The sequence below is a fragment of the Dyadobacter sp. CY351 genome, from assembly GCF_021502625.1.
GTDB lineage: Bacteria > Bacteroidota > Bacteroidia > Cytophagales > Spirosomataceae > Dyadobacter > Dyadobacter chenhuakuii.
On record NZ_JAKFFU010000015.1, the window covers coordinates 32256 to 53337 of the forward strand.

Consider the following 21082-nt stretch of genomic DNA (forward strand, 5'->3'; position numbering starts at 1 on the left):
AAGTAAAGTCAAAAAAACAGATTTCAGGTTACTATTCAATTTGCAATCTTTAAATAATGATATTTTCTGAATCAATATAAGCTGATCTTGAAGTCCAATTTATGATCATTAACACCGAATGTCATAAAGCGCATTGTTTGCTTGAACGTTTGTATTCAGATAATTGTAGTATATTTGTACAAGAATTAGAGACAAAAACAGAACAAAAAACGTAAACACTATTAACAATGAAAAATACAAAAAATATTTTCGCAGCAGCCTTGATGGCCTTGACTTTCGTAACTTACGCTAACGCTAATACCACTGCATATACAGTTGAAGAAAAAGTAAAAGTTTCTGGACTAAGCAAAGCACTTCCAGCTTCACTTCCCGTTTTGGAAAGTCCGGCACCACAGAAAGCAAAGAATTCGATTGACACCAACAATCACAGTGCATCACAAAAAGCAGCTATCGTAGGCCTACAATTGAAAAGCACTACGAAGTAATTGAAATCAGCCTTAATTTGAGAAGGCTTTATGGAGAATGAAAGTTAAAGAGGGGGATTATTTCTCCCTCTTTTTTTGTGCCCTTACCTATTCACGGACGCCGGTTTTTTGCCATCTGAGCAAGCCTTCACGGATGTCGGCCAGGATCTGGTAATCGTCTTTGACCCAGTTGCCCGAATTATGCTTGGTATGCTTTGCATTGCGGAGGTAATTTTCAAACAGCGCATAGCATTCCATCGCATCCTCGCGCGAATGAAAACTATCGATCCACGCCTCAGGCACTTCGTTTTTGGGCACAATGCCGATGCCTACATTATAGACCTTAATGATGCCTTTTGAGAATTCCCAAGAAATGTAATCCTGCTCCCGCGTGTAAGCGGCCCTTAATATGGATGCATTGTGGCCGATGTAATTGATCAGCCGGTCATAAATTTCATCCTTGGTTTCAGGCGCGTCCGGTTTAATGCGCCAGGCATTGTTCTGAACCGAAAAAGGGTCTTCCATATATTTATCTATCGGCTCGCCATACTGGGCCAGCGGCAGACTGTTTCCCGGCATAAATTCTACCAGAAGTCGCTGCTTTCCGGAGGGTGACGTTTGTATAATGACCTTCAATTCCTCTGTTTTACGATTGGCCGTCAATAAAAGCGACTGATCATTTTCGTCATAGGAATATTGGCCGAAATCGTATTTGCCATCTTGGTAAACACGGGTGAAAGTGCTGTCGGGGAAAAAGGACATTAAAACCTGATCCATGCTGCCTGTTACTTTCAGCAGGCTGCGATCCTTATTCGGGACGGCCGAACTGCCTCTGAATTTAGCGAACCGCCAGCTTCCAGACAGCTTTCCCTTGTTCAGGATCAAGGGGTTAATGTTGGTGATCCGTCCCTGGTAACTTGCATCTTTTTTCTGCTTCACGCCACGATAAATGATCCCATGAAAGTCCATCATGGTAATCAGTATAAGCAGCCATATCATTTTGATCAACGCCATGACAGATCGAAACCTAAGTTTTTAAATGTAGCCTTCCCGAAAGGTTTAAGAGTATTTCCAGAAGATTTTGTGCTTATTCCTGTCATTCCAAGCCCTTTCACCAACTATTACCTGATTGTAACACCTATGCAAATCATAAGGTCAGCCCCGCTTTTCCTCATTTTCCTGTTGCTCAATTTCGGATATAATTTAAAAAATCCCGCCAAGGAAATCAAAAAAAATGTGGTTGTGGAAAATTCCCTTTCTGCCGTTCAAAACGAAGCGGAAGAGACCATCAGTATATTTAATGGAACAGATAAAAAGCCGATTTTAGTCCAGAATGCGAAAGCAAATTTCCGCCCTTACCTGCACCCGATTGTTGCGCCGGACGGAAAAGGCGTGCTTACCGAATATAGCCCGGGTCATCACAAGCACCAAACCGGCATTTACTGGGGTTACACGCGCGTGAACGGACGCGATTATTTTCACCATCCCGACGGCGATTACTGGAAAAGGGTTTCGGCAAAAGTGGTTGAAGCAAAAGGAACCGAAGTCAAATGGCAAACAGTCTATAATCTGCTTGATTCAACGGGAAAGGCCGTTTTGACTGAAACTCAGAACTGGTCCATGCGTTTCAAAGACGGCAAATATCTGCTCGATCTCGAATGGAATGGCGAGGCACAAACGGATGTGACCATTGGAAAATATGATTACGGCGGCTTGTTCGTGAGAATGCCCTGGAAGGAAGGCATTAAGGGCGAGGTGATCAATGCTGCGCGTCAAAAAAATGAAAAAGCAGAAGGCCAGGCCGCCATGTGGGTGGATATCGGCATGCAGGTGACGGGCCGCGATAACCTCGCTCACATTGCGATTCTGGATCATCCCGAAAATAAAGGTTATCCCCAGACCTGGCGCGTAGACCAGCAACTGGGCGCTGGTCCGGCGAGGGCAAGAAAAGCCGATTGGCACATTAAAAAAGGAGAAACGGAGACGATCAAGCATGAACTCGTCATTTACACCGGCGAGCTGAATGATGTGGAATTAAATAAAACATTCGGCGAATTCATCGGCAACAATGGCACTTATAACACCGCTGCGTTGTGGGCGATTGCACAAAAAGAGGGTAGGGAGGCCAAATTTCTGAGTGCGCAGGAGGCAGTTGCTGCTATGACGATCAAGGATGGTTTTCTGGTGAATGCTTATGCTTCGGAACCCATGATGACGCAGCCGATGGCGTTCTGCTGGGATGATAAGGGACGAATGTGGATTGCTGAAAACAAGGATTATGAGTCGAGGGGAAAAGGTTTTTCAAATGCAGGCGACAGCCGGATTTTGATCCTGGAAGATACAAACGGCGATGGCGTTGCCGACAGCCGGAAGGTTTTCATGGAAGGCATTGCCTTTCCGTCCGCCATTGCAGTAGGTTTTGACGGCGTTTTTGTAGGCGCTCCTCCGAACCTGCTTTTTGTCCCGGATAAAAATGGTGACGACAAGGCCGATATGGACAACATTGAAGTGCGCCTGACAGGCTGGGGCATCCGCGACCGGCACGAAACATTGAACAGTTTTCACTGGGGCCCCGATGGCTGGTTATATGGTTTGCAGGGTTTTGCCACGCCTTCCAAAGTGGGCAAGCCTAAGGATAAAGGCAAGCTTTACAAGCATAAGGACCCGTTTCCGGAGAATTTTGAGGTGGAAGATGGCGTCGATATCAATGGCGGTGTGTGGCGTTACCATCCTACGAAAGCCATTTTTGAGGTTGTAGCGCATGGTTTCAGCAATCCGTGGGGAATAGATTATGATGCAAAAGGCCAGTTGCTGATGACGGCTTGCGTGATCCCGCATTTATGGCACGTGATCCCGGGCGGCATTTACCACCGGCAGGGCGGCCAGCATTTCAACCCTTATGTTTATAATGATATCAAAACCATAGCCGATCACACGCACCGCTCTGCGCATGGCGGCGCACGGGTTTACTTGTCCGATGCTTTCCCGGAATCCGAACGCGGCAAAATTTTCATGGCCAACATTCATGAGCACGGCATCTTATCCGACATTCTAACGCCAAAGGGCTCGGGTTTCAGCGGAAAGCACGGCGACGATTTTATGATGGCCAACAATGCGCAATGGGTTGGTTTCAGCATGGAAATCGGGCCGGAAGGTGGCATGTATGTCCTCGATTGGCACGATGCCGACATTTGCGGATCGGATGTTCTGAACTCGGAAACAGGCCGGATTTTCAGAATTATGCCAAAAGTTTCCAACGCGGAAAACTGGAAAGGTCGCTATGATGATCTTGGCAAAATGTCTGATATGCAACTGGCCGATTTGCAAACCAGCAAAAGCGAATGGCACGCACGCCGCGCCAGGATCATATTGCAAAACAGGGCTGTGAAAGGCAAGCTGTCCAAAGATGCGCTTGAAAAAATGGCAAACATTTATGCAAAAGATAATAACGCAGATTACAGACTGCGCGCCATGTGGGCTTTGCAGGTAACAAATGCGCTGAATGCTGATCAATTGATGAAGGCATTGGACGATATAGACAACTATGTTCGTGCGTGGGCCATTCAATTTTTAACGGAAAACGGCAAGCCGTCGCAGGAAGCGGTTGCCAAATTTGTAAAGCTTTCAAAAGAAGATCCGTCTCCTGTTGTACGACTTTATCTGGCGTCCGCGTTGCAGCGCATGGATCCCGCGCAGCGGTGGGGCATTGCAGAAAATCTGATCGCCCATTTAGCTGACGCCGAAGATCATAATCTTCCGAAAATGATCTGGTATGGCATTGAGCCTTTGGTTAAAAACAATCCTGCGAAAGCGCTGGAAATGGCCGGAAAAAGCAAAATTCCCATGGTGACGCAATACATTGTGCGCCGGGCGGTGGATGCGGATGCTGTGGAAACGGTGGTGACGGCGATTGGCAAAATGCCTGCAAACCATGTTGTTATGATGGAAGGAATGCGTGACGGACTGGAAGGCCGCACAGACATTAAGACGCCCGCAAACTGGAAAGTTGTTTTTGCCAGCTTAAAACAATCCAGCGGGCCTGCTGCAACGCTGGCAGTAGAAATATCCCAGCATTTCGGCGATACGGAGGCGGCAAAAGGCTTTTTGACAACACTTAAAAATGCAAATGCACCCGCAGACCAGCGCCGCAAAGCATTACAGGCACTGGCAACCCGGCAAAGACCGGAATTAGTCGCGGAGCTGCCCGGTTTATTAAATAATAAGGACTTGAAGCTTGATGCGATCCGCGCTATGGCGGGGTACGACAGCGAACCCTTGGGCAAACTGCTGATTGAACAATATCCGAAATTCAATGCTGCCGAAAAAGCCGAAGCCATTCAGACATTGGCATCCCGGCCAAAATCAGGCTGGTTACTTACTCAGGCTATTTCTAAAAATGTGATTCCTAAAAAAGACATTCCCACTTACGTTGCGCGGCAGCTCAGAAGGGTAGTAGGAAGCGGTTTTGTGGAAGTTTGGGGGCCGATCGACCATGTGGCTTTTGATGAAAAGGCCTATAAAAAGTATAAGGGGCTGCTTACAGACAAGAATGTTTCCGAGGCCAGTCGCAACCAGGGACGCATGATTTTCCAGAGAACTTGTGCGCCGTGTCATAAGCTTTACGGCGAAGGCGGCATTATTGGTCCCGAACTTACAGGTTCAAACCGTGCGAATCTCGATTATTTGCTCGGTAACATTCTCGATCCGAGTGGAGAAATTCAGGACGATTACAAAATGGTTGTAGTCACCACGCGTGATGGCCGCACTTATGTAGGCAACATTGCCAAAGAAACGGAGCGGCAGCTGACGTTGCGCATTGTTGGGCAGGATGCGGTTGCTATCAATAAATCAGACATTCAGACGCGAGAGGTGACGCCGGTTTCCATGATGCCGTCGGGGCTCCTGGAAGCATTGTCGGATAAGGAAGTGACTGAGCTGGTGGCTTATCTGAGAACCACAGCGCAGGTTGAACTACCCAAATAAATGGCACGATACCAGTAATTTATTGTAATAGATCTACTTTTGATTTAAATTAAAACTCAAACCAAACAGGAGATCGTTATGCGGATTTATTACAGGATTTTACTTGCGCTTATTGTTCTCGTTTCCAGCATTCAGTTTACCAAAGCAGAGCAACCCGAGACCTTAAAAATCGGCGCGGCGGCTCCGGATTTCAACCTGATGAGCGTGGATGGTAAGAAATATTCCCTCAAAAGCTTCGCCGCTTCACCGGTTCTGGCCATTGTTTTTACATGTAATCATTGCCCTACAGCACAGGCTTACGAGGATCGTATCAAAAAATTGACGGCTGATTATAAATCAAAAGGCCTCGCATTGATCGCTATTTCATCCAACGACCCCAAAGCAATCCGCCTGGACGAGCTGGGTTACACGGATTTGAGCGACACATATGACGAAATGAAGGTGCGTGCCAAGGATATGGCCTATAACTTTCCTTACCTGTATGATGGTGACGATCAGAAAACCGCACTGGCATATGGTCCGGTGGCGACTCCGCATATTTTCATTTTTGACAAGGCCAGAAAACTGCAATATCACGGTCGTATTGACGACGTTGAAAAGCCGACGGGAACGCCTAAAAACCTGGACGCAAAAAATGCCATTGAAGCATTGCTGGCCAACAAACCAGTTACTGTGCCGTCTACTAAGACATTCGGGTGCTCGATGAAATGGATATCGAAAGAAGATGGCGTCCAAAAAGAAAAAGCTGGCTGGGCAAAGGAACCTGTAACGCTCGAAGCCATTGATGAGGTGGGATTAAAAGAGCTGATCAGTAACAAATCGGATAAGCTGCGGCTGATTAATGTATGGGCTACGTGGTGCGGCCCTTGCGTCACCGAATTTCCTGATTTTATGAGCATGCACCATATGTATCGTGGTCGGGACTTCGAATTTGTATCCATCAGCGCCGATAATCCCGATAAGAAGGAAAAGGCCTTGAAGTTCCTGCAAGGAAAATTTGCTTCCAATAAGAATTATATTTTTAATATGGAAGATAAGTATAAAATGATTGAAGCTATTGATCCTAAATGGCAGGGCGCATTGCCCTACACAATCCTGGTGGAGCCGGGAGGCAAGATCGTTTATGCGCAGCAGGGCCCTATTGACCCGCATAAAATGAAAAAAATAGTCGTTGAAAATAAATACGTAGGCAGATATTACTAACAACCTGATCATTAACCTTTACTAATCATGGCAGAACACGAAATTTCAAGACGTCAGTTTTTGAGTGCATCCGCGCTTTTGACTGCTGGCGTAAGCCTTTTGCCAGGCACAGGCTTTGGCTTTCCGGCTTATATCAAAAACCTGGGCAAGCCCAATTCGCTTTTCAATGGTGTGCAGGTGGGAGCGATTACCTACTCGTGGCGCAGTATGCCGGGCACCGCCGAAGACATTCTCAAATATTGTATTGAAGCCAATGTAAGCGCTATTGAGCTCATGGGGCCAACAGGCGAGCTGTTCGCAGGAGCGCCCGAAGGACCTAAAATGCCGCCCTGGACAGGAGGCAAACGTCCCGAGCTGACCGACGATCAGAAAGCGGCGCAAGCCGAGCATCTGATTAAAATGGCGGAGTGGCGTGCAAAGGTCCCTATGGATAAATTTGTTCAGCTCAGGAAGATGTATAATGATGCCGGTGTGAGCATTTATGCATTTAAACCGTCGGCACTGGGCGAAAAAAATACGGATCAGGAAGTGGATTATGCATTCCGCGCTGCCAAAGCACTGGGTGCAAACCAGGCCACGATTGAACAGCCCAACGATCCCGCGCAAACAAAAAGATTGGGAGACATTGCTGCAAAAAACAAAGTATACGTAGGTTATCACGGTCATACCCAGCAAACGCCAACCTGGTGGGACACTGCATTGAGCCAATCGAAATACAATGCGCTGAACTTTGATATGGGACATTATGTAGCCGCAGGTTTTGACCCGATTCCATTAATCGAAACCAAACATGACCACATTGTAAGCATGCACGTGAAAGACCGGAAAAATAAGGAAAACGGCGGTGCCAATGTAGTTTGGGGGCAAGGGGATACACCCATTACAGCCGCATTGGAACTCATGCGCGCCAGGAAATATAAGTTTCCCGCAACGATCGAGCTGGAATATGAGATCCCGGCCGGTTCCGACGCAGTGAAAGAAACTGCCAAGTGCGTGGAATATGCCAGAAAAGCATTAGGCGCCTAAGAAAAAAAGTGACCAATTTCTAACCGTCACGGGATTCATTCCGTGACGGTTTTTTCATTTTTAAAGAAAAAATTTACCTAAATATTTTTTCGTACGAAATATTTCCTACCTTTGAATTGTTGACTAGAAAACAAGATCATGGAGCCTACAAAATCGGAATTGGAAATATTACAGGTGCTATGGGAGCACGGTCCTTCAACAGTGAGGTTTGTGAATGACAAACTGAACGAAGAAAAGCGGGCTGTGCAGTATTCTTCCACTTTGAAGCTCATGCAGATCATGACCGAAAAGGGGATCGTGATCCGGGATGAAAGCAGTATGAAGCACGTATATAGTCCCGCGGAAGCAGAGGATAAAACAAAAAATGCATTGCTGGAAAAGTTTGTGGATTCGATGTACAAAGGCTCGGCATCGAACCTGGTTATGCAGCTTTTTGGCAATAAAAACACCTCGCAGGAGGAGCTGGATGAGATTAAAGATTTCTTGAAAAAGCTGGATAAGTAAACACTTAAACATCCCTGGCCACCTGCCGGAAGCCCAGATCGAGGCCATTATTTTGCATGAGCTGGCACACATTAAAAGACGCGATTACCTCGTGAATCTGATCCAGATTTTTTGTGAGAATGTATTTTTCTTCAATCCCGCATTGCTATGGTTATCACGATTGATGCGCGAGGAAAGAGAACATTGCTGCGACGATCTCGCAATATCTGTGATGGAAAACAAGACTTCATTTGTCCACGCGCTGGTTTCGTTTCAGGGGTATAATTTAAACGGATCGGCATTTGAAATGGCATTTTCCAAAAAACGCAATCACCTGCTGGACAGGATTAAAAGAATTATTTATAACAACAATAAACCGCTAAACGCCATGGAAAAATTATTTGTAACGATCAGTTTGCTCACCGTTGCCGCTTTGTCAGCTGCTGTTTCGCAGGACTCACTGACGTCTGCTCCTGTGCAGGTTAAAAAAGTAACCGCAAGCTCCATGCCTGCGCCTCTTGCTGCCGTTGAGCCGCTACCGGTTGCAGTCGTAAATCAGGACACTTTACCTAAAAAGAAAATAAAACCGAAACCGGCGAACGCGGAAGAAGGAGTTGAAGTTACCGAAAATATTTCACTGAACTATAATGTCGATTCCAATTCAAATATTAACATAAAAAGCAATGGTATAAGCACTTACAGCATTAATGTAAATGGGAAGCATTATGAAATGGTGAAGATCAAAGACAAAATCACAACGTTAATGATCGATGGAAATGAAATTCCAAAGGAGGACTTCCCTAAGTATCAGCAGGAGATTAACCAGGTGCTGGATAAGATAACAGAAGAACATAAAAAAGCCGAGGCCCAAAGGAAAGAAGCGGATAAGCAACGCGAAGAAGCAGATAAGCAACGCGCAGCAGCTGACCTGCAACGCCGGGAGGCAGACGAGATGCGGACGCAAGCTGATAAGCAACGCTTACAGGCAGACAAACAAAGAAAACAAGCAGAGGAAAATCGAAAAGTTGCTGAGGAACTCCGCTATAAAAAGTAAGATTGTGCGTTAATCGCTGAGCAAGTAAGTAAAACGTTAGCGTGCCTGCATTTTACTAAAAGTATCAAACGAACATGTTGGAACATGCATCGCAGGACTTTTATTAAAAATACGGCTGTCAGCGTAGCAGCAGGTGCGGCCGTTTCGAGTGGCTTCTCATTCAAAACGCAGAACGCGAAAAACAAACTGCCCAAATGGAAAGGCTTCAATCTGCTCGATTTTTTTTCACCAGATCCCGGTTCCAGCCGGAAGCCGACAACCGAGGAACAATTTAAATGGATGAGCGATTGGGGTTTTGATTTTGTCAGGATTCCGATGGCTTATCCTGCATATGTAAAGTTCGACCGCAGCCGGAACATTACGCCCGAAGAAGTTTATCAGATTGATGAGCAAGCGGTTGAGCGCATCGATAAGCTTGTTACAACGGCACATAAATACAACATTCACGTCAGTCTCAACCTGCATAGAGCGCCGGGTTACTGTGTTAACGCAGGTTTTCATGAGCCTTATAACTTGTGGACGGATCAGAAAGCGTTGGATGCCTTTTGCTTTCACTGGAACATGTGGGCGAAGCGTTACAAGAATGTGTCCAACAAAAAAATAAGCTTCGATCTCCTGAATGAGCCTAGCATGCGCGAGGACATGAACGATCAGCATTCCAAAAGATCGTCTGTGCCGGGAGCCGTTTATCGCAAACTGGCCATAGCAGCTTCGGAAGCGATCCGCAGGGAAAATGCCATGCACCTGATCATTGCCGATGGCAACGATGTGGGCAGTTCGGTTATTCCGGAAATCGCCGATCTGGACATTGCACAAAGCTGCCGGGGTTATCATCCGGGCATTATCTCACATTACAAAGCGCCCTGGGCGAACAAAGATCCGGATAATCTTCCCGAACCGAAATGGCCGGGACAGGTAGGCGACAAATATCTGAGCCGAGCCATGCTCGAAAGCTTTTACAAACCCTGGATCGATATGGTAGGGAAGGGAGTAGGTGTACATTGCGGCGAATGTGGCTGCTGGAACAAAACCCCGCATGCCGTTTTCCTTGCCTGGTTCGGCGATGTGCTCGACATTCTAACGTCCAACGGAATCGGTTTCTCCTTATGGGAATTTATGGGCGATTTCGGCGTACTGGATTCCCGCCGTGACGATGTAGCCTACGAAGACTGGCATGGCCACAAGCTCGACAGGAAATTGTTGACCTTAATGATGAAATACTAAATTGTATCCTGAGTCGGTAAAAAAACGCCTGTTGCAGCTTTTCTTGTAAACCATTCGTTAATTTCAGTCAATTCTTCATGAACCGCAGAACCGCTCTATCTTCTATCCTTGCCGTTTCCGGTGCAGGGATTTTGCCTGCCGAAGCCGCTAAAAGCAAAGAACAACCTTTTATTTATTCTTTGAATATGAGCACGTTGCGTGGGCATAAGCTTGGTTTCAGGAAGGAGCTGGAAGTGGCTGCAAAAGCCGGGTTCGGGTCTGTCGAAATTTGGATTAATACATTGCAGGATTACCTGAAAACAGGTGGGACATTGCAGGATGCTAAAAAGATCATCAATGATCTTGGCATTAAGGTGGAAGATGCCATCGGCTTCGCAACCTGGATCGTGGACGACGAATCGGCGCGTTCCAAGGCGATTGAGCAGCTTAAAGTGGAGATGGACCAGCTTGCACAAATCGGCTGCCCGCGCATTGCGGCACCGCCTATGGGTGCAACCACCGGCGATTCGCTGGACCTGGCAAAAGTGGCAGAACGTTACCGGACTATTCTTGAATTAGGGGATAAAACTGGCGTCGTGCCGCACCTTGAACTCTGGGGTTTTTCCAAAAATCTCAGCCGGGTAGGAGAGATCCTGTATGTAGCAGTGGAGTCGGGGCACCCTTCGGCGCGCTTGCTGATGGACGTTTACCATTTGCATAAAGGTGGCTCGGGAATGGATGCTGTGAAGGATGTTGGCAAACCTTTGGTTGAGATATTCCATATTAATGATTATCCCGCAACGCCTCCGCGGGAAACGATCACAGACGCAGACCGCGTATATGCAGGTGATGGTGTCGCGCCGCTGAAAGATCTGTTAAAATCCCTGAAAAATCCGGAACGGCCTGTTATCCTTTCCTTTGAGGTTTTCAACAAAGATTACTATGCGCAGGATGCATTGCTTGTGGCAAAAACGGGCCTGGCCAAGATGAAAAAAGTGACCGAAGGCGTTTAACCAAACTTATTCATCCAGGCCAGAATGCTAAGAACCAGTCCTGCGATGGTTGCAATTGCAGAGATAATGATTGCGAATATGGCAAGAAATCCCTTCGAGCCCGTTTTGGGTGTTATCAACAATTTATCGCCTTCTTTGAAGCCTACAGACTCGGTTGTACGCAATGTGTAGGTGCCCGGCTCGGCAATGTTGAATTCTGCAATCGGCACAACACGGTTGCCTGACAAGTCCTTACGCATTCCAAGCATATTGAGCGCAGACACAACTTGCAATTCCCGCTGGTCGGCATCCTTAATTAGTGTAAATGTGCAGTTTGACGGAATGACGCCGGTCAGTGACGGCCGCTTATACGCGATTTCATAATCACCGCCCTGATCTATCTTAATTGTATTAGTAGCGGTTTTTGCAGAAAATTCGATTTTGGGTCCGGCATAAACTTGCACGATCCTGGTAATGCTGCGGAATAAAAAATAGGCACCGGTTAAAAATAAGGATGGAAAAAGAAGCTTGAATAGCATAGCGGTGTTTTGTTAGTGTGCTTAAAGAATAGATAAAGTAGGGAGAAGAAATTTCAGATTCACGACGACATATTTGGTTTTTACTTGAATATGGGTCAATTTGTCGGCGAACGGCAGGAACAATTATTTACCGGCCGTTATCCTGGATTTTTTGGTTTATCAGACAAAAATATGATTGAAGTAAAATTAAGGCTGGACGAACGCAAGAGAGGCGCGTTTTATATCGAGGAAGAGGGCAAGCAGATTGGGGAAATGGTCGTTGGCGTCAGCGACACGGCTTTAACGGTTTACCACACCGAAGTTGACGAAAACATGTCCGGGAAAGGATATGCGAAGTTAATGCTCGATGAAATGGTAGGTTATGCGCGCAAACAGAATCTGCAAGTGGTTCCGCTGTGTGAATATGTGCATGTCCAGTTCAAAAAACATCCCGACGAGTTCCAGGACGTCTGGCGGAAATAAGCCGGGATGTTTTGTGTTTTAATTTGGAACAGGCAGGTAAACAATGAAAGTGGATCCCACTTCCAGCTCGCTTTTGGCCGTAATGTAACCGTGATGGTTCTGGACAACTTTTTTACATAGCGCAAGCCCGATTCCCGAGCCGGAAAATTCACCGCGTCCGTGCAAGCGCTGGAACATTTGGAAAATACGGTCCAGATATTTTTCGTCAAAGCCGATCCCGTTATCGCGGACTTCAAAACGGGTGTAATGATGCTCTGAAAACAAGCGCGGCAACTCTGCAAGTTCGGCAGCGTCCACATCCCTGGCCAAAATTTCGATCACCGACGGCACATCCTGCTTCCTGTATTTGATCGCATTGCTTAGCAAATTTTGCACAAGCTGGGTCAGCTGCGAGGCATTACCCCAAACGGTTGGTAATGGCCCTATCTTAATGTCGGATTTCTGTTCCTCAATAGAGAATTCAAGATCTGCAATCACGGATGAAACGATTTTATCCAGGTCAACAGGCTCAAAAGCGCTGTCACGTGTGGTCAGCCTGGAATATGCCAGCAAATCATCGATCATACTCGACATTCTTTTGGAAGCATCCTGGATCCGGTTCAGCATGAAAATGCCGTTCTCATCGAATGAATTGCCGTAAACAGTCTGCAAACGTGAGCTGAACGACAGGATTTTACGCAACGGCTCCTGCATGTCATGACTTGCCGCATAGGCGAATTGCTGCAAGTTGCTATTCGAGTTCAAAAGCTCCTGATTGGCTTGGTGCAATTCCTCGGTTCGCTTTTGTACTCTTTGTTCCAACTCATTAACCAGCTGACGATAACGCTCTTCGCTTTGCTCCAAAGCCTGTCGCGATTTCACCTGCTCGGTCACGTCTACTGCCATATCAAGAATTGCATAGATTTCACCTTTCGAATTCCGGAGCGGCTTGTAGGTAAAGTCGAAGTAGAAAGTTTCGAGGACACCGTTCATGACGAGGTCCGCCCGGCTTCCCGAAGCTGCATATGGCACCCCTGTTTCAAAAACTTCACTCAGGATTTTAAAGAACGGCTGGCTTTGCAGTTCTGGAAGCGCTTCGTGTAATGGCTTGCCGATCACAGTGTTACCTTTTCCCCAGATTTTTAACATCGCCTCGTTCGGAAGCTCAATGATCATTTCCCTGCCTACAAATAGGGAAGTAGCCACAGGCGCCTGCTCAATCAATGTGCGCAAATGTTCTTCGCTGGTCCTGATGATATTTTCGGCCTCGATACGGTCCGTAATGTCCATAACCACGCCCGAAAGCGACACGGCTTTTCCGGTGCTGTCAAAAAGATATTGTCCGATTACCCGCACCCAATGTACAGACTTGTCGTGCCATACAAAACGCGCTTCATACCGCAGCTGACCGGTTGCAGAGGCAACCTTATACGCGTTGAGGCGCTTATCGGCATCTTCCGGGTGTACATGCCGGATAAACACCTCACGCGAATCTGTATTGTTGTCCCTGCCCGTAATGATGCGTGACATGGTAGGGGAATAAATGATCTCATCGGTTGCAAGCGTCACCAAAAATGAACCCGCACCGGAGCCTTCGATCGTCATGGCAGCCTGCTGATCGGCCCAGGCCACTCTTTCCCGGTTGGATATTTCATCGGTAACATTGCGGGACACACCTGAAAACCGGTAAGGCGTCCCTTCGGGTGTAAAATAAGCTTTCCCTGTGCAATGCAGCCAGCGCAATCGATTGTCCGCCGCTCCAACCGTTCTGTAACGCACATCATAGGTGAGCCTCTTATTCGGGTCGAGCGCATCACTGATGGCACTGGTCACTTTTTCCCGATCCTCGAAATGAATGTGCAGGATCAGGCTCTCAAAATTTAATATCTCTTCGGGGGGATTTCCGTACAGTTCTCTGCATCTTTCATCAAAGTAAACTTCCCCGGTATCCGGGTTCATATTCCAGACGCCCAGCTGCGCGGCCCCCAGCGCAAATTGCAAATTGGCTTCACTTTCCAGTCTTGCCACTTCGGACTGCAATTCTTCCGACAAATCCCCCATTAATTTATTGTTATTTAAGTTCGGTTTGGTGTTCATTTTCCCCGATGCCTGAATACATTTTATCCGTAAAAATAATCATATTAATGACAAAGCATTAGCCAAACAGGCATTTGCGCATTCGTGTCACGAATAATAAACAGCTACGTTCCTAACTCATTTTCGGATTGCAGCCGGACCCTATATAGTAAAGTCCATAGCGGGCAGACTTTTATCCGAGATCCAACATTATATCTGCGTTATGTTAAAAACATCATTATGCCTGTTTCTATCAGTTATGCTGGTAACATTTATAGCAATGGTGCCCCAGAAGAAGAAAGTTTCGCTGTTTGACGGCAAAACATTCAGCGGCTGGGAGGGCGATACGGTGAAGACCTGGAAGATAGAGAACGGCACAATCGCTGGTGGTTCGCTGGAAGAAACGGTGCCGCACAATGAATTTTTAGTTACCAAAAAGACCTATTCAAACTTTATACTAAACCTGAAATTCAAACTAACGGGGCATGATGGCTTCATTAATACAGGTGTTCAGTTTCATAGTGTGCGATCGAAGGATCCGTCCTATGAAATGATTGGTTATCAGGCAGATCTGGGAGAAAAGTTTTGGGCAAGCCTTTATGATGAATCCCGCAGGAACAAAACCCTCATCGCGCCCGATTCGGCGGAAGTGCTCAAACTGGTTAAGCTGAACGATTGGAATGACTATCAGGTGCGGAGTGAAAACGGCCGTATCAGGATTATGCTCAATGGTAAGCAGACTGTGGATTATACCGAGCCGGACAAATCCATTCCTCAGCAGGGGCTCATCGGGTTACAAATCCACGGTGGCGGAAAAGCAAAGGTTTATTATAAAGATATTTTTATAGAAGAATTATGAAGCCACGCCGCTGGGGACGTGGCTTTGGTCTTATTTCCAGCTTTTCAGTAATCGTCTTGCAACCACTATTTCGGCGGTGTGATAGGCATTGTGATCGGCGATAAGCATGGCTTCGCGTAGGAGGCTTTGCCCGGTTCCCCAGGGCAGCGGCGTAAAAAGATCGTGTTTCTCGTCTTCCAAAAGCGCTTGAAAACGCTGCTGATCTGCTTCAATTTGCTTCAACGAATGATTCCATTCCTCATCGCTGATTTGTTCGGTTGGCTCCACCCAGTAATCGTCCGGCCAGGCGAGCGAAGGACTGTCGGCAGAAGCGGAAAAATCGACAATGTCCTGCTGGGCAATCCTGATGTGTTCAACCAATTGCCAAATGCTGTATGGCAGATTTTCCGGGATAACGGTGCGTAATTCCGGCGGTAACCCATCCACCGAATCCTTGAAACTGACGTGTGCGTTTCCTTTTTCAATGAGGCCGATAAGCTCATCTACAAGTTTTTTTCGTTGCGAGTTGTCCATAAATTGTAAATAGAAGATCGTTGTGGTTCGACAAACATTTATTCCTTATTTTAGTGGAATCATCACAATGTAACATTTTAGTCATATTTAATATGAATCCTACCCGACGGAAATTTCTCAGGAACGTAACGGCGGCCTCCGCTTTGTTAGCTACTGAAAGCATTGCCAAGCCTTTCAACATTATCAAAGACCTCAAAAAGATCAGCCCCAATGATAAGATCCGTTTTGCGACGATCGGGATGGGAATCCAGGGCCACCAGGATACGAAAGCTGCATTGAGAGGCGCGCCCGATGCAGAGTTCGTTGCTGCGGCAGACCTGTACGACGGCAGGCTGGCCCGGGTAAAAGAGGTTTTCGGAAAAGATATTTTTACAACACGTGACCATCGTCAGATCCTGGAAAGAAAAGACATTGACGCAGTCCTGATCGTAACGCCGGACCATTGGCATGACCATATTACCAAAGCGTCATTGCAGGCCGGCAAGCATGTTTATTGTGAAAAACCAATGGTGCACCACATTAACGAAGGCCTTTCTGTGATCGACGCCTGGAAAAAATCGGGCAAGACCATGCAGATCGGCAGCCAGCGCATTAGTTCTGCTTCTTTTAAGGAAGCTAAAAGGCTTTTCCAGGCAGGCGAAATCGGGGAGATCAATTATGTAGAGTCTAATAATGACCGTTTTAACTCCATAGGGGCCTGGAATTATTCGATTCCGACGGATGCGTCGCAGACCACATTGGATTGGGACCAATTCCTGGGCGATGCGCCCAAAGTTCCGTTTGAGGCCAAGCGCTTTTTCAGATGGAGAAATTACCGGGATTACGGGACAGGCGTAGGCGGGGATTTGTTTGTGCATTTGATCACTGGCGTGCATTTTGTTACTAATTCCCTAGGGCCCGAACGCATTATGTCGTCAGGCGAGCTGAGTTACTGGAAAGATGGCCGTGACGTGCCGGATGTGCTGGTTTCCATTTTGGATTACCCAAAAACAGACATTCACGCTAACTTCCAGATGGTGCTGCGCGTGAACTTTGCTAATGCTGGTGCGATCGCGAACAACACGCGTATCATCGGAACCGAAGGGCAGATAGAATTTACAGAAAATAATTTGGTACTAACCAAGAAAAAGCTCCCAAAAGCGCCTGGTTTCGGGGGATACGACAGTTATAACACGTTCTCGGAAAGCGAACAGCAGGCTTTTAAAAAACAATATGATGCCCAATATCCGGAAGACACCCGCAAGGCCGAGCCGGTAAAAGAAGTAAAGTTCACAGCCCCGAAAGAGGACGATGCGCATGCCAACCATTTCGCCGATTTTTTTGACAACATCAAAAAAGGAAGCGTAGGAACAATTGAAGACCCTATTTTCGGTTTCCGCGCCGCAGCGCCTGTTTTGGCTTGTAATGAAAGTTATTTTTCCAAAAAAATCATCAACTGGGACCCCGTTGCGATGAAGGTTAAAAAGAAATAAATCAAACTGAATGAAAATCCTACTGACGGGTGCCACCGGATACATTGCACAGCGATTACTGCCGGTGCTGCTGGAAGCAGGGCATGAAGTATTTTGTTGCGTCAGGGATAAGCAGCGTTTCAATGCGCCGCAGTTCCCTGACGCAACTGTTTTGGAAGTGGACTTTTTGCGTGTAGAGACGCTTGCTAACATCCCGGATGACATCGACGCCGCCTATTATCTGATCCACTCCATGTCTACGGGCGGCGGGGAGGATTTTGAGAAACTGGAAGAAACCACTGCCACGCATTTCAAGCAAAGAGTTGAAGAAACGCAAGCCCGGCAGGTCATTTATCTGAGCGGCATTATCAATGAAGAAGATCTTTCCAAACATTTGCTCTCCCGCAAAAACGTCGAGGAGATCCTGAAATCCGAACATTATGCATTGACAACATTGCGTGCGGGCATCATTGTCGGTTCGGGCAGCGCTTCTTTTGAAATTATCAGAGATCTTGTCGAAAAACTGCCGGTTATGATCACGCCGCGCTGGTTGCATACGCAATGTCAGCCCATAGCCATCCGTAATGTCGTCGATTTCCTGACCGGCACCTTGCTTTTGGAAGAAACCTATGGGAAAAGTTTCGACATAGGCGGCCCGGACATATTGACTTACAAACAGATGCTGCTGAAATTTGCAGAAGTCCGTGGGTTGAAACGACGCATTCTGGTGGTGCCTGTTATGACACCCAAATTATCGTCCTACTGGCTCTATTTTGTCACTTCTACCTCTTATTCCCTCGCTAAAAACCTTGTGCACAGCATGAAGGTCAAAGTCGTCTGCCGACCGAATGATCTCGCGGAAAAGCTTCACATTGAGCTTATTGGCTATGAAAAAGCGATCAGTCTGGCATTTGATAAAATAGAGCAGAATCAGGTTTTATCCAGCTGGACGGGCGCACAAAGCAGTGCGGCACTTTCCAAAGGCATTTCCAGTTACATGCAAGTGCCTACCAACGGCTGTTTTATTGATAAAAGAGAACTTAAAATCGACGATCCCGAGTATGTGTTGAAAAGGATCTGGTCCATCGGCGGCAAAACCGGCTGGTATTATGGAACCTGGCTTTGGGAGATACGCGGGTTTCTGGACAAGGTTACGGGCGGGGTAGGACTGCGGCGGGGGAGAAGGCATCCCGAGCAAATCTATCCGGGCGATCCGCTCGATTTCTGGCGGGTGCTACTTGCTAACAAAGAAGAAAAGCGTCTTTTGCTATACGCAGAAATGAAGCTTCCCGGCGAAGCCTGGCTGGAATTTTGCCTCGATGAAAACAATGTTTTGAAGCAAACGGCCACATTTCGCCCCCTTGGCTTGGCGGGAAGGTTATACTGGTACTCGGTGCTTCCTTTTCATGCATTCATTTTTAAAGGAATGATTACAAACATTGCGGGTAAAGTGTGATGCGCGGTTACTTTTTAGTCCGAAGGATTTTTTAAACCAAATCAACCCGGATCTATGCGCAAGATTTACGCTACTTTTCTGCTGGCTATGCTGGCGGTTCCCACATTTGCCCAAACGGGCAAGGTAATGGATAATTTATCAGTTCCCAGTAAGCTCCTCAAATCGGAAAGAAAATACGCCATTTACCTGCCGCCCGATTACGCGACGTCAGAAAGAAGCTATCCTGTGCTTTACCTGCTGCACGGTGCCGGCGACGACCACACCGGCTGGGTCCAGTTTGGCGAAGTCCTTAACATTACCGACAAAGCCATCCGCGAAGGTTCCGCAACGCCCATGATCATCGTTATGCCGGACGCAGACACGGGAAGAAGGGGTTATTTCAATGATGTAAAAGGCGACTGGAACTATGAAGATTTCTTTTTTCAGGAACTGATGCCGCATGTGGAGAAAAAGTTCAGGATCAAGGCCAACAAGAAATTCAGGGCTATATCCGGACTTTCGATGGGAGGAGGAGGTACTTTCATGTATGCGTTGCACCATCCCGAACTCTTTTCGTCGGCCTGCCCATTGAGCGCAGCAGCCGGCCCGATCACGGTGGAGGACGCGAAAAAGAATTTACAGCGCAACAATGCCAACCCCGACATTCAGGATTCCACAGTGACCAATTATTACAACCGGCACAGCGCCCTGGCATTGATCAACAACATCAAAGACGATCAGAAAAAAGCCGTTCGCTGGTACATTGATTGCGGCGACGATGACTTCCTGTACGAAGGCAACAGCCTGGTTCACATTGCAATGAAGAAAAAGGAAATCCCGCATGAATTCAGGATCCGCGATGGTGCGCATAACTGGACCTATTGGAGAGAGTCATTGCCCAAAGTGCTCGAATTCGTATCACAGTCGTTTCATCAGTACTAAATGATGTCGGTTTCAGATTTACCAGGAATCAAGCTATTTGACCTGACAGGAAAAGTAGCCGTGATCACCGGCGGCTCAAAAGGGCTTGGCCTGGCTATGGCTGCCGGGCTGGCTTCTGCCGGAGCCGATATTGTGCTAGTGAACCGCAATGCAGCCGATGCCGAAAAGAGCGCGGAAGAATTGCGCTCATTCGGAACGCGGATAACCTCATTCCCGGCGGACATTACCAGCCTGGAACAAACGGAGGCCATGGTAAAATTTGTGATAGCGGCTTTTGGTAAGATTGATATCCTGATCAACAGTGCGGGTATCAATATACGCGGGCCGATCGATGAGCTTTCGCCGGCAGATTTTAACCGGGTTATGGATGTAAATGTAAACGGCACGTGGCTCGCATCGCGTGCCGTTACACCCATCATGAAGCAGCAGAAAAGCGGTAAGATCATCAATCTGGCCAGCACGCTGGGGCTGGTAGGGCTAGCCAACAGAACGCCATACACGGCCAGTAAGGGAGCAGTCGTACAAATGACCCGTGCACTAGCGATGGAACTTGCGCCTTTCAACATCAATGTCAACGCGATCTGTCCCGGCCCGTTCCTCACCGAAATGAACATCCCCATCGCCGACAGCGACGAAGCCCGCGACATCATCATCGGCGCCACCGCATTGCAGCGCTGGGGCAATCTGCAGGAAATCCAGGGAGCCGCCATCTTCCTGGCCAGCGAAGCATCCAGCTATATGGTTGGGTCGATAATGACAGTCGACGGAGGGTGGACGGCGCATTGAAAGGAATGACAGAATGAGTGAATGACAGAATGAGTGAATGACCGGTGGCCGGGCTTGTGTTGTGTTGCAAGGCGTTGATTGGGCCAGGGTGATCTTTGCGAGTTTTTAGCTGAGCGCCATGATAATTGGGACCACTAATGCGGTTAAATACTTGTCCATTTATAATGTGTGTATAAGACTATATGACGTCGTTGTTTCTTTTAACTAACAGCGTCGTTTTTTCGGGAGTTTTCTTTTTTGTCATAATAAAATCCCGCGGTTGCTCCCAGGATGACGCCGAACAGCGCGCCTATCGGACCTCCCACTACGCCTAAAAGAAGACCGCAAGCAATTCCTCCGTTAAGCGGTGTGTTCAGGGATTGGATATCATTTGGTTGATTTTTCATTGACAGATGCTTTTGTAATGTGTGAATATTAATTCCTGGTTTCCTTTATCTCCGCTGCAAATTTAAATTCTCTTTCTCAAACTCCCTATCAGCGCTGCTTATAACGTTATGTAAATATTTTCTTTTAAAACATAATAAAAACAATTCGCTTGGTGTTATATGAATTACCGGGCGGAATGTTCTTTTGCTCTCTTCTATGCGGCGATGCGCCGACGGATGGCCATGAAAAGTGTTGAAATTGGTTTA

At 47.2% G+C, this 21082-nt stretch carries 19 protein-coding genes; 14 read left to right on the forward strand and 5 right to left on the reverse strand.

What is annotated here, in order from left to right; translation table 11 throughout:
• Positions 1-227: 227 nt before the first annotated feature.
• Positions 228-485 carry a hypothetical protein gene (locus L0660_RS23905; protein ID WP_026630255.1) on the forward strand — a complete coding sequence of 86 codons (258 nt, stop codon included), beginning with the start codon at positions 228-230 and terminating at the stop codon, positions 483-485.
• An 87-nt stretch (positions 486-572) separates the two neighbouring features.
• On the opposite strand, the gene L0660_RS23910 is transcribed toward L0660_RS23905, so the two are convergent.
• Complete coding sequence (locus L0660_RS23910; RefSeq protein ID WP_235161693.1) at positions 573-1436, reverse strand: hypothetical protein; 864 nt, start codon at positions 1434-1436, stop codon at positions 573-575.
• Between the two features lie 168 nt (positions 1437-1604).
• Here L0660_RS23910 and L0660_RS23915 point away from each other — a divergent pair, with 168 nt between their 5' ends.
• The 7 genes from L0660_RS23915 to L0660_RS23945 all read left to right on the forward strand — a co-directional run bounded on the left by L0660_RS23915 (position 1605) and on the right by L0660_RS23945 (position 11429).
• Positions 1605-5447 (forward strand): PVC-type heme-binding CxxCH protein, encoded by a 3843-nt coding sequence (locus L0660_RS23915; protein ID WP_235161818.1) that lies wholly within the window; start codon positions 1605-1607, stop codon positions 5445-5447.
• Positions 5448-5525: 78 nt separating this feature from the next.
• On the forward strand, positions 5526-6650 hold the full coding sequence (locus L0660_RS23920) for a redoxin domain-containing protein (RefSeq protein WP_235161695.1): 1125 nt from the start codon (positions 5526-5528) through the stop codon (positions 6648-6650).
• Positions 6651-6677: 27 nt separating this feature from the next.
• Positions 6678-7676, forward strand: a complete 999-nt coding sequence (locus L0660_RS23925; RefSeq protein ID WP_235161701.1) for a sugar phosphate isomerase/epimerase — start codon at positions 6678-6680, stop codon at positions 7674-7676.
• Positions 7677-7814: 138 nt separating this feature from the next.
• On the forward strand, positions 7815-8180 hold the full coding sequence (locus tag L0660_RS23930; RefSeq protein WP_233796154.1) for a BlaI/MecI/CopY family transcriptional regulator: 366 nt from the start codon (positions 7815-7817) through the stop codon (positions 8178-8180).
• Positions 8181-8202: 22 nt separating this feature from the next.
• On the forward strand, positions 8203-9213 hold the full coding sequence (locus L0660_RS23935) for a M56 family metallopeptidase (RefSeq protein WP_255712417.1): 1011 nt from the start codon (positions 8203-8205) through the stop codon (positions 9211-9213).
• An 84-nt stretch (positions 9214-9297) separates the two neighbouring features.
• Positions 9298-10437: a glycoside hydrolase family 5 protein gene (locus L0660_RS23940; RefSeq protein WP_235161704.1), complete on the forward strand. Its 1140-nt coding sequence runs from the start codon at positions 9298-9300 to the stop codon at positions 10435-10437.
• Positions 10438-10514: 77 nt separating this feature from the next.
• On the forward strand, positions 10515-11429 hold the full coding sequence (locus L0660_RS23945) for a sugar phosphate isomerase/epimerase (RefSeq protein ID WP_235161705.1): 915 nt from the start codon (positions 10515-10517) through the stop codon (positions 11427-11429).
• On the opposite strand, the gene L0660_RS23950 is transcribed toward L0660_RS23945, so the two are convergent.
• The gene (locus L0660_RS23950; protein ID WP_235161706.1) at positions 11426-11947 is read right to left on the reverse strand and encodes a hypothetical protein; all 522 of its coding nucleotides are present in this window, start codon (positions 11945-11947) and stop codon (positions 11426-11428) included. The two genes, L0660_RS23945 and L0660_RS23950, sit on opposite strands and share 4 nt — an antisense overlap.
• Before the next feature lie 171 nt (positions 11948-12118).
• Between L0660_RS23950 and L0660_RS23955 the strand changes: the two genes are divergently transcribed.
• Positions 12119-12409: a GNAT family N-acetyltransferase gene (locus L0660_RS23955; RefSeq protein ID WP_233796158.1), complete on the forward strand. Its 291-nt coding sequence runs from the start codon at positions 12119-12121 to the stop codon at positions 12407-12409.
• 18 nt (positions 12410-12427) lie between these two features.
• Here L0660_RS23955 and L0660_RS23960 read toward each other — a convergent pair whose 3' ends face one another.
• Entirely contained in the window at positions 12428-14485 is a 2058-nt protein-coding gene (locus L0660_RS23960) for a PAS domain-containing protein (RefSeq protein WP_235161707.1), read from the reverse strand.
• A gap of 202 nt (positions 14486-14687) precedes the next feature.
• On the opposite strand from L0660_RS23960, the gene L0660_RS23965 reads away from it, so the two are divergent.
• Positions 14688-15323 carry a DUF1080 domain-containing protein gene (locus L0660_RS23965; RefSeq protein WP_310589645.1) on the forward strand — a complete coding sequence of 212 codons (636 nt, stop codon included), beginning with the start codon at positions 14688-14690 and terminating at the stop codon, positions 15321-15323.
• A 30-nt stretch (positions 15324-15353) separates the two neighbouring features.
• On the opposite strand, the gene L0660_RS23970 is transcribed toward L0660_RS23965, so the two are convergent.
• The gene (locus L0660_RS23970; protein ID WP_233796160.1) at positions 15354-15836 is read right to left on the reverse strand and encodes a DinB family protein; all 483 of its coding nucleotides are present in this window, start codon (positions 15834-15836) and stop codon (positions 15354-15356) included.
• Between the two features lie 92 nt (positions 15837-15928).
• On the opposite strand from L0660_RS23970, the gene L0660_RS23975 reads away from it, so the two are divergent.
• The 4 genes from L0660_RS23975 to L0660_RS23990 are packed head-to-tail and all read left to right on the forward strand — an operon-like array spanning position 15929 to position 20450.
• Positions 15929-17308, forward strand: coding sequence for a Gfo/Idh/MocA family protein (locus tag L0660_RS23975; protein WP_233796161.1), 1380 nt, complete (start codon positions 15929-15931; stop codon positions 17306-17308).
• A gap of 10 nt (positions 17309-17318) precedes the next feature.
• On the forward strand, positions 17319-18743 hold the full coding sequence (locus tag L0660_RS23980; RefSeq protein ID WP_235161708.1) for an SDR family oxidoreductase: 1425 nt from the start codon (positions 17319-17321) through the stop codon (positions 18741-18743).
• 54 nt (positions 18744-18797) lie between these two features.
• Entirely contained in the window at positions 18798-19664 is an 867-nt protein-coding gene (locus tag L0660_RS23985) for an esterase family protein (RefSeq protein WP_235161710.1), read from the forward strand.
• Between the two features lie 3 nt (positions 19665-19667).
• Complete coding sequence (locus L0660_RS23990) at positions 19668-20450, forward strand: SDR family NAD(P)-dependent oxidoreductase (protein WP_235161820.1); 783 nt, start codon at positions 19668-19670, stop codon at positions 20448-20450.
• Between the two features lie 200 nt (positions 20451-20650).
• Here the strand turns inward: L0660_RS23990 and L0660_RS23995 are convergent, their stop codons facing one another.
• Complete coding sequence (locus L0660_RS23995; RefSeq protein WP_026630238.1) at positions 20651-20836, reverse strand: hypothetical protein; 186 nt, start codon at positions 20834-20836, stop codon at positions 20651-20653.
• Between the last annotated feature and the right edge of the window lie 246 nt (positions 20837-21082).